This window comes from Psychroserpens algicola (assembly GCF_014526325.1).
Taxonomy (GTDB): domain Bacteria; phylum Bacteroidota; class Bacteroidia; order Flavobacteriales; family Flavobacteriaceae; genus Psychroserpens; species Psychroserpens algicola.
The window spans coordinates 181,117-191,050 of record NZ_JACNMJ010000008.1; the positions used below are offsets into that span (position 1 = coordinate 181,117).

Here is a 9,934-nt window from a genome sequence, read left to right on the forward strand (position 1 = left end):
TACAGTATTCAGTTAGCAGTCAAAACTGTCAACTGAATACTGATTACTGAATACTATAAAGAAATGGCAAGAAGACAAGATAAGAATACAGTACAGAGATTTAATAAAATCTCAATTGGTTTAGCATCACCTGAATCTGTTTTAGCAGCATCTCGTGGTGAAGTATTAAAACCAGAAACTATTAATTATCGAACACATAAACCTGAACGTGACGGTTTATTCTGTGAGCGTATTTTTGGTCCTGTAAAGGATTTTGAATGTGCTTGTGGTAAATATAAAAGAATTCGCTACAAAGGAATCGTTTGTGACCGTTGTGGTGTAGAAGTAACTGAAAAGAAAGTACGTCGTGATCGCGTAGGACACATCAACCTTGTTGTGCCTGTTGCTCATATCTGGTATTTCCGTTCATTACCTAACAAAATTGGATACTTACTTGGTTTACCATCTAAGCGTTTAGATATGATTATCTATTACGAACGCTATGTCGTCATTCAACCAGGTGAGGCTAAAAATGCAGAAGGAGAACCATTACAAAAAATGGATTTCTTAACTGAAGAAGAGTACCTTAATATTATGGAGTCTCTTCCTCAAGAAAACAGACATTTAGATGATACAGACCCAAATAAGTTTATTGCTAAAATGGGAGCTGAATGTTTAATCGAATTGTTATCGAGAATCGATTTAAACGAATTGTCATTTGAGTTACGTCATAAAGCAAATACAGAAACCTCTAAACAACGTAAAACAGAAGCCTTAAAACGTTTACAAGTTGTTGAAGCGTTTAGAGATTCTAATGCCAATAGAGAGAATAAGCCAGAATGGATGATCATGAAGGCTATTCCAATCATTCCGCCAGAATTAAGACCTTTAGTGCCTTTAGATGGTGGACGTTTTGCAACATCAGATTTAAATGATCTTTATCGTCGTGTTATTATTCGTAATAACCGTTTAAAGCGTTTAGTTGAAATCAAAGCTCCAGAAGTTATTTTACGTAATGAAAAACGTATGTTACAAGAATCTGTAGATTCATTATTTGATAACACACGTAAAGCTTCTGCAGTAAAGACAGATTCTAACAGGCCTTTAAAATCTTTATCAGATTCTTTAAAAGGTAAGCAAGGACGTTTCCGTCAAAACTTATTGGGTAAACGTGTTGATTATTCGGCGCGTTCGGTAATTGTTGTCGGACCAGAATTAAAATTATTTGAATGTGGATTGCCTAAAAATATGGCAGCCGAATTATACAAGCCATTTATCATCAGAAAATTGATTGAAAGAGGGATTGTAAAAACGGTTAAATCTGCAAAGAAAATTATAGATAGAAAAGAGCCTGTGGTTTGGGATATCTTAGAGAATGTTCTTAAAGGACATCCAGTATTACTAAACCGTGCGCCTACATTACACAGATTAGGTATTCAAGCATTCCAACCTAAATTAATAGAAGGGAAAGCAATTCAGTTACACCCATTAGTGTGTACTGCATTTAATGCCGATTTTGATGGTGATCAAATGGCTGTGCATTTACCATTAGGTCCAGAAGCAATTTTGGAAGCACAGTTATTGATGTTAGCATCGCATAATATTTTAAACCCGGCAAACGGTTCTCCAGTAACAGTCCCTTCTCAGGATATGGTACTTGGTCTGTATTATATGACCAAACTTAGAAAGTCTGATAAAGACTATACTGTTAAAGGTGAAGGTCTAACATTCTACTCACCTGAAGAAGTTACTATTGCTTATAATGAGAAGAAAGTTGATTTAAATGCTGGTATTAAAGTAAGAACTCAGGATTTTAATGAAGAAGGTGAGTTAACTACACAAATTATTGAAACAACTGTCGGACGTGTACTTTTCAACGAAAAAGTTCCTGCTGCAGCTGGTTACATTAATGAGGTATTGACTAAAAAATCGTTAAGAGATATTATCCATGGTATTCTTAAAAAGACAAGTGTGCCAGAAACGGCTGCTTTCTTAGATGAGATTAAAACTCAAGGATATAAGTTTGCCTTCCAAGGTGGTTTGTCATTCAGTTTAGGTGATATTATTATTCCTGCTGAAAAACAAAGTATGATTGACAAAGCGAATGGCTTAGTTGATGGTATTATGGGTAACTATAACATGGGATTAATTACTAATAACGAACGTTATAACCAAGTTATTGATATCTGGACGTCTACCAATGCTGAATTAACAGAGTTATCTATGAAACGTATCCGTGAGGATCAACAAGGATTTAACTCGGTATTTATGATGCTTGATTCTGGAGCTCGTGGATCTAAAGAACAGATCCGTCAGTTAACAGGTATGCGTGGATTAATGGCGAAACCTAAAAAATCTAATGCTGGTGGTGGAGAAATTATTGAGAATCCAATTCTTTCTAACTTTAAAGAAGGACTTTCAATTTTAGAATACTTTATTTCTACTCACGGTGCGCGTAAAGGTCTTGCCGATACCGCTCTTAAAACAGCCGATGCAGGATATTTAACACGTCGTTTAGTAGATGTATCTCAGGATGTTATCATTTACACAGAAGATTGTGGAACATTAAGAGGTATTGAAGTTAACCCGTTAAAGAAAAACGAAGAAGTTATCGAAACTCTCGAGGCAAGAATTGTTGGTCGTACCTCATTAAATGATGTTTACGATCCAATTACTGAAGAGTTATTAGTTGAAGCAGGTGGTCATATTGACGATGCTATCGCTAAGCGTATTCAAGCATCTCCATTAGATGCTATCGAAGTACGTTCGGCTTTAACTTGTGAAGCTAAAAAAGGTATTTGTTCTAAATGTTATGGTCGTAATTTAGCGACAGGTAAGATGGTACAACGAGGAGAAGCCGTTGGTGTTGTGGCAGCACAATCTATTGGTGAACCTGGTACACAGCTTACGCTTCGTACTTTCCACGTAGGTGGTATTGCTGGTAACATTTCTGAAGAAAATAAATTAACTGTGAAATTCGATGGTATTGCTGAAATCGAAGATCTTAAAACAGTTAAGAGTACTGATAATGAAGGAAAAGAAGTTGACGTTGTTATTTCTCGTACTTCTGAATTAAAATTAACGGATGCTAAAACAGGTATCACATTAAGTACAAATAATATTCCTTACGGATCATTTATCTATGTTAAACCAGGTGATAAAGTGAAAAAAGGAGATACCATTTGTCAATGGGATCCTTATAACGGTGTAATTATTTCAGAATTTGCTGGTAAAGTGAAGTATGAAAACATCGAGCAAGGTGTTACATATCAAGTAGAAATTGATGAACAAACTGGTTTCCAAGAGAAAGTTATTTCTGAATCGAGAAACAAAAAATTGATTCCTACATTACACATTGAAGATTCAAAAGGAGAAACAATTCGTTCTTATAATTTACCTGTAGGAGCTCACCTTATGATTGACGATGGTGAGAAAATTAAGGTTGGTAAAATCTTAGTTAAGATTCCTCGTAAATCTGCAAAAGCTGGTGATATTACTGGTGGTTTACCTCGTGTAACTGAATTATTCGAAGCTCGTAACCCTTCTAATCCTGCTGTAGTAAGTGAGATTGATGGTGTTGTGTCTTTTGGAAAAATCAAAAGAGGTAACCGTGAAATCATTATCGAGTCTAAACTTGGTGAGATTAAGAAATACTTAGTGAAACTATCAAATCAGATTCTTGTTCAAGAAAATGATTATGTTAAAGCAGGTATGCCATTATCTGATGGTTCAATCACACCTAATGATATTTTAAATATTAAAGGACCTGCTGCAGTTCAGCAGTACTTGGTAAATGAAGTACAGGAAGTATACCGTTTACAAGGGGTGAAAATTAATGATAAGCACTTTGAGGTAGTTGTTAGACAGATGATGCGTAAAGTTAGAATTATTGATTCTGGTGATACTATTTTCTTAGAAGATCAACTGGTTCATAAATCTGATTTCATTGAAGAAAATGATAAAATTTTCGGATTGAAAGTGGTTACCGAAGTAGGAGATTCTCAAAACTTAAAGGCTGGTCAGGTCTTAACTTCTAGAGAGTTAAGAGATGAAAACTCAATACTACGTAGAGAAGATAAAGCATTAGTAGTTGCTCGTGATGCGCAACCTGCTACAGCTACGCCAATCTTACAAGGTATTACAAGAGCTTCATTACAAACGAAATCGTTTATATCTGCGGCATCCTTCCAAGAAACAACTAAGGTTCTTAATGAAGCTGCGGTAAACGGTAAGATTGATGACCTTGAAGGTTTAAAAGAGAATGTAATTGTCGGTCATAGAATTCCAGCCGGAACAGGTGTTAGAAAATTTGATAACATCATTGTAGGTTCTAAGGAAGAGTTCAATGAAATGATGAAGGCAAAAGAAGAGATGAATTACAACTAAATGAGACTCGGACTTCTCGAGCTTAAGGCAACGTGAAATCCGATAGTCGAATTTATGCCAACGCAGGTTGGGATCTCTATAATAATAAAAAGTCCTGCTGAAATAGTAGGACTTTTTACTTTTTAAAATAAAATATTAATAAGACTTCCACTTTCGTGGAAGCGTAAACAAGTTTACGATGGCAGAAGAAAAAAAAGCAAAAAAACCAGGAATCAATATTGAATTGGATGAAAAAATCGCTGAAGGAACGTATTCTAACTTGGCAATAATAAATCATTCGGTTTCCGAATTCGTAATTGATTTTGTAAGTGTTATGCCTGGAACTCCAAAAAGTAAAGTAAAATCCAGAATTATATTAACACCACAACATGCCAAGCGATTATTAAAAGCTTTGGGTGATAATGTTCATCGTTTTGAAAAAGCTCATGGTGAAATTAAAGATTACGAGCAACCACCAATACCATTGAATTTTGGACCGACAGGTCAGGCTTAATTCAATTTTAATCGTTTTATAAAGTTATAAAGTTCAGGTTGCTCGAAATGTTTTCATTAGCAACCACCAATACCATTGAATTTTGGGCCGACAGGTCAGGCTTAATTCAATTTTAGATTAATAAAAAAGCCCTTGAATTATTCAAGGGCTTTTATATGAAATTTTGTTATGGTCAGAATTATTTTAAATTTTACTTAGACATCAGAAAAGGGGATAGGTCTGAGCCTATAATCTGTCAACAGCTACTTTAGCTAGCTTAACTCTTTGCATATACTTTTTTCTCAGAAAATTGTATAGCAATTTCAATAAGACAAATATCATTAAGCAACTTCTTGATTGACGTGGAATTGTAATGCGCCAGAAGGGCATTTTTTTACTTGTTTAATGATTTTCTTAGTTGAAGCTCCATCAAGATCTATCCAAGGAATAACAGATTGTCTAAATACATTGGAAAGTTCTCTTGCACAACGCTCAGCGTTTATGCACTTACACGGATTGTAGGTAACAGTAATATCGCTATTACTGAAAATGTTAGGATTTGTTTTCATTGTAGATCAATTTTGGGGTTTGAATCTATCTTAAATTTAGATAACTAAAACGTTATCGTAACTTAATCAACGTTTAAAAGTATAAAATCATCGATTAAAAACAAATTTATTCTGAAATATTAGATGAACTGCACTGTTAAATTTAGTCGAATTCTGATGTAAAGTGAAATATAATATTTGGATATTTCTGCTGAGTCATTTGTAAAGAAAACGCCGAATCAGCCAGAAATACTAGTTGTCCGCGCTTATCTTTAGCCAAAAATCGTTGTTTTACTCTAATAAACTCTTTGTATTCTTCGCTTTTAGGGTTATCTGTTTCTATCCAACAAGCTTTATGAACATTTAGGTTTTCATAAGTACATTTTGCACCATATTCATGCTCTAAACGATATTGAATAACTTCATATTGTAGTGCTCCTACAGTACCAATTACTTTTCTGCCATTAAGTTCTAGAGTAAATAATTGTGCTACACCTTCATCCATTAACTGATCGATACCTTTATACAATTGTTTAGATTTTAAAGGGTCTGCATTGTTAATATATCTAAAGTGCTCAGGAGAAAAACTAGGAATTCCCTTATAATTTAAAACTTCACCTTCAGTTAATGTATCTCCAATTTTGAAATTTCCAGTATCTTGTAAACCTACTATGTCTCCAGGATAAGAGATATCTACAATCTCTTTCTTTTCTGCAAAGAAGGCATTCGGACTAGAAAATTTGAGTTTTTTATTGTGTCTTACATGAAGGTAAGGTGTATTTCGCTTAAATTCACCAGAGACAATTTTAATAAAAGCCAATCGGTTTCTATGATTAGGATCCATATTAGCATGTATTTTGAAAACAAACCCAGTGAATTTTTTTTCGTCAGGTTTTACCAAACGTTCTTCGCTATGCTTTGCTCTTGGTTTTGGAGCAATATCAACAAAGCAATCTAAAAGTTCTCTTACACCAAAATTATTTAAGGCCGACCCAAAAAAGACAGGTTGTAATTGACCATTTAAATAGTCTTCTTTATTAAATTGAGGATAAATACCGTCAACAAGTTCAATCTCATCTCTAAGTGTTTGCGCTGCTTTATCTCCAACTAATTTATCCAGTTCGGAAGAGGATAGGTCATTAATTTCGATGGTTTCTTCAATATCTTTTCTGCTATCACCACTAAACAGGTTAATATTTTTTTCCCAAATATTATAAATACCTTTAAAATCGTATCCCATTCCAATAGGAAAACTAAGCGGTACGACTTTTAAGCCAAGCTTTTGTTCAATTTCGTCTAATAAATCAAAGGCGTCTTTACCTTCACGATCCATTTTATTAATAAAAACAATCATAGGGATGTTACGCATTCGACAAACTTCAACTAGCTTTTCAGTTTGCTCTTCGACACCTTTTGCAACATCAATTACAACAATTACACTATCAACAGCTGTTAAAGTTCTGAACGTGTCTTCTGCAAAATCCTTGTGACCTGGTGTGTCTAGAATATTTATTTTTATTCCGTTGTATTCAAATGCTAAAACAGAAGTTGCTACAGAAATACCTCTTTGACGTTCAATTTCCATGAAGTCACTGGTAGCTCCTTTCTTAATTTTATTACTTTTTACAGCACCAGCTTCTTGGATAGCACCACCAAATAGTAATAATTTTTCAGTTAATGTAGTCTTTCCAGCATCTGGATGTGAGATAATTCCAAATGTACGTCTCCTATTGATTTCCTTAATAAAACTCATAGTTATTTTTAGTAGGTGCAAATATAATTCTATTAAATAATTAAAATTAAAAACCCTGATTATAATTTTTCCGTAGGTAAAATAAATAAAGTGACTAAATAATAAATGGTGTGTCAAATATGATATATAATACAACTATTTAAATATAGATGTATCGTTGTATTAGTCTGATAGCAATTTTAAAAAAGTATTAATTAAAGGCTCTTTTTAACATAAAAAAATGCTGTCAATTACCTTGATTTATTAATAAATAGTTTAAATTAGCGCTTTATCGATTATTTTAAACACTTTATCGATGAAACAAATATTAGATAAATTTTATTAATTCATAGAATTAGTATTATTTTTGTTTTAATAAGATTAATAGCAATAATTTTGATTTACATGTCCCCAATATGTTAAACCTTTACTCCATTATTATGGGTATGGGTTTTTTTTGTTTTATACAAAGGTTTCATTTTTCAGGTTAAGCTATTAATTATCATAATTGAATAAAATAGATATTATATAAATAATTTTACCCTAAGATAATATGAAAATCTTTACTCGATTCTCGTCACTACAATTAATTGCATGTCTTGGTATTTTTCTATTGTCCCAATCCTTTTTTGGGCAAACCATTTCACAAACAGGTAATACTACCGACCCAATTGGAACTGAAAACTGTTTTAATTGTGCACCTCCTGGATGGACTGATGCTGGAGGAACACCAGATATTTCAGATTCTGTTAATGCAGCAACGGTAGGTACTTGGGATGCTCAGCCTCTTCCACTACCGCCAAATGGTCATACATCTTGGTTATCATTGCGAGATTTGGGGCCGTCAGGAGCTGAAGAAACAGTAACTACTAATATGTCAGGTTTAATAGTCGGTAGATTATATGAAGTAACTATGTTCTCTGGAACTTGGTTGTCTTCTGGATATTCTCAATTATACAATGATACTTTTAGATATCAAGTAGGCACCAATCCTATTCAAACCAAAGCAGGTATTTCTCAAGACTCTTGGGATACTACAGTTTTTAGATTTTATGCTACAGCTACTACAGAGGTTTTAAGTTTGAGACCTGGTAATGATGCTCCTGGGGCACCATTTGATGCGACAGCATGGGAGTCTACACAGATATCAGTGACATTAAATGCTATTCAGCAACCCGATGAAGATAATGATGGGATATTTGATGATGTTGATTTAGATGATGATAATGATGGTATTTTAGATGTCAACGAGGCTGGAGGTAATGATCCTGATGGAGATGAAGACGGCGATAATATTCCTAACTGGTTAGATATATTAGATGACGGTGACTCTGGAGACGGAAGCACAACTGATTATACAGATGCTAATAATGATGGTATTCCAGATGTTTACGATTTTGATGGTGATGGTATTCCTAATCATTTTGACACGGATAGCGATAATGACGGGTGTCCTGATGCTGTTGAAGCAGCTGGTGGATTTACACCTTTAGATTTAACGACAAGCGATAATTTAGCTGATGATGATGAAGGACAGGTAAATGCCGTAGGTGTACCAACAGATACAGTAGGCTCTTCTTTAGCTCAAGCAACCTCAGGTGCTGTTTTAGATGCTTCAGATGATTCTGCTTGTAATAGAATAATTGCTGAAGACGATGATTTCAGCGGAACACCTATTGATGCTACTTTAGGTGGAACAACTGCAAGTGTTTTTGATGATAACGGAAATGGTACCGACGATGCAGATTTTGTAGCTGCAAATGATGGAAATATTTCTGATAATATTAGTATTACTAATAATGGTGGATTAACAGGTGTTACTATAAACAGTGATGGTACAATAAATATTCCACCAGGTACAACACCCGGAACTTACACGGTGACTTACCAAATCTGTTTAGATATAGATCCTACAATTTGCGATACAGCAAATGCTATTATTGAAGTTGAAGGCTCTGATGCCGATGTTTCGATTAGCAAAACTTTAGTTGACAGTAGTCCGTATCAAACGGGTGATGTAGTAACTTACACCTTAGTAGTTTCAAATGCAGGACCAGCCACAGCGAATAATGTTGTTGTAAATGATGTACCAACGAATTTAACGATCACAGGCGTAAGTGGAGGAGGATGTACTACTTTCCCGTGTACAATAGGAAGTATAGCACCAGGAGCAGCTAATGATGTAACTATTACAGTAACAGCAACGATAGATTCAGCAGGCGCATTTACAAACACAGCGAGTGTAAGTGCCGATGAGATTGACCCAGATGTAACTAATAATATAGACGATGGAACAGATGGTGATAATGATGGTGTTGCATCAGCAGTAGCTGATGTTTCGATCAGTAAGACATTAATAGATAGTAGTCCGTATCAAACAGGTGATGTAGTAACTTACACCTTAGTAGTTTCAAATGCAGGACCAGATACGGCGAATAATGTAGTTGTTACAGATACACCAACGAACTTAACGATCACAGGCGTAAGTGGAGGAGGATGTACTACTTTCCCATGTACAATAGGAAGTATAGCACCAGGAGCAGCTAATGATGTAACTATCACAGTAACAGCAACGATAGATTCAGCAGGCGCATTTACAAACACAGCGAGTGTAAGTGCCGATGAGATTGATCCAGATGCAACCAATAATATAGACGATGGAACAGATGGTGATAATGATGGTGTGGCGGCAGCAGTAGCTGATGTTTCGATCAGTAAGACATTAATAGATAGTAGTCCGTATCAAACAGGTGATGTAGTAACTTACACCTTAGTAGTTTCAAATGCAGGACCAGATACGGCGAATAATGTAGTTGT

Annotated in this window: 5 protein-coding genes; 3 read left to right on the plus strand and 2 right to left on the minus strand. The window is 34.8% G+C overall.

The genetic code is table 11. From position 1 onward, the window contains the following. Nucleotides 1–63 precede the first annotated feature (63 nt). Both rpoC and H7350_RS15670 read left to right on the plus strand, forming a co-directional pair. Nucleotides 64–4,365 (plus strand): DNA-directed RNA polymerase subunit beta', encoded by a 4,302-nt coding sequence (gene rpoC / locus H7350_RS15665; protein WP_204346863.1) that lies wholly within the window; start codon nucleotides 64–66, stop codon nucleotides 4,363–4,365. A gap of 178 nt (nucleotides 4,366–4,543) precedes the next feature. After that, entirely contained in the window at nucleotides 4,544–4,858 is a 315-nt protein-coding gene (locus H7350_RS15670; protein WP_204346864.1) for a DUF3467 domain-containing protein, read from the plus strand. 320 nt (nucleotides 4,859–5,178) lie between these two features. Here H7350_RS15670 and H7350_RS15675 read toward each other — a convergent pair whose 3' ends face one another. Next, the gene (locus H7350_RS15675) at nucleotides 5,179–5,406 is read right to left on the minus strand and encodes a (4Fe-4S)-binding protein (protein WP_204346865.1); all 228 of its coding nucleotides are present in this window, start codon (nucleotides 5,404–5,406) and stop codon (nucleotides 5,179–5,181) included. 142 nt (nucleotides 5,407–5,548) lie between these two features. Beyond that, the gene (locus H7350_RS15680; RefSeq protein ID WP_204346866.1) at nucleotides 5,549–7,138 is read right to left on the minus strand and encodes a peptide chain release factor 3; all 1,590 of its coding nucleotides are present in this window, start codon (nucleotides 7,136–7,138) and stop codon (nucleotides 5,549–5,551) included. A gap of 532 nt (nucleotides 7,139–7,670) precedes the next feature. Here H7350_RS15680 and H7350_RS15685 point away from each other — a divergent pair. Next, the coding region (locus tag H7350_RS15685) for a DUF11 domain-containing protein (protein ID WP_204346867.1) at nucleotides 7,671–9,934 on the plus strand (2,264 nt) is incomplete at its 3' end.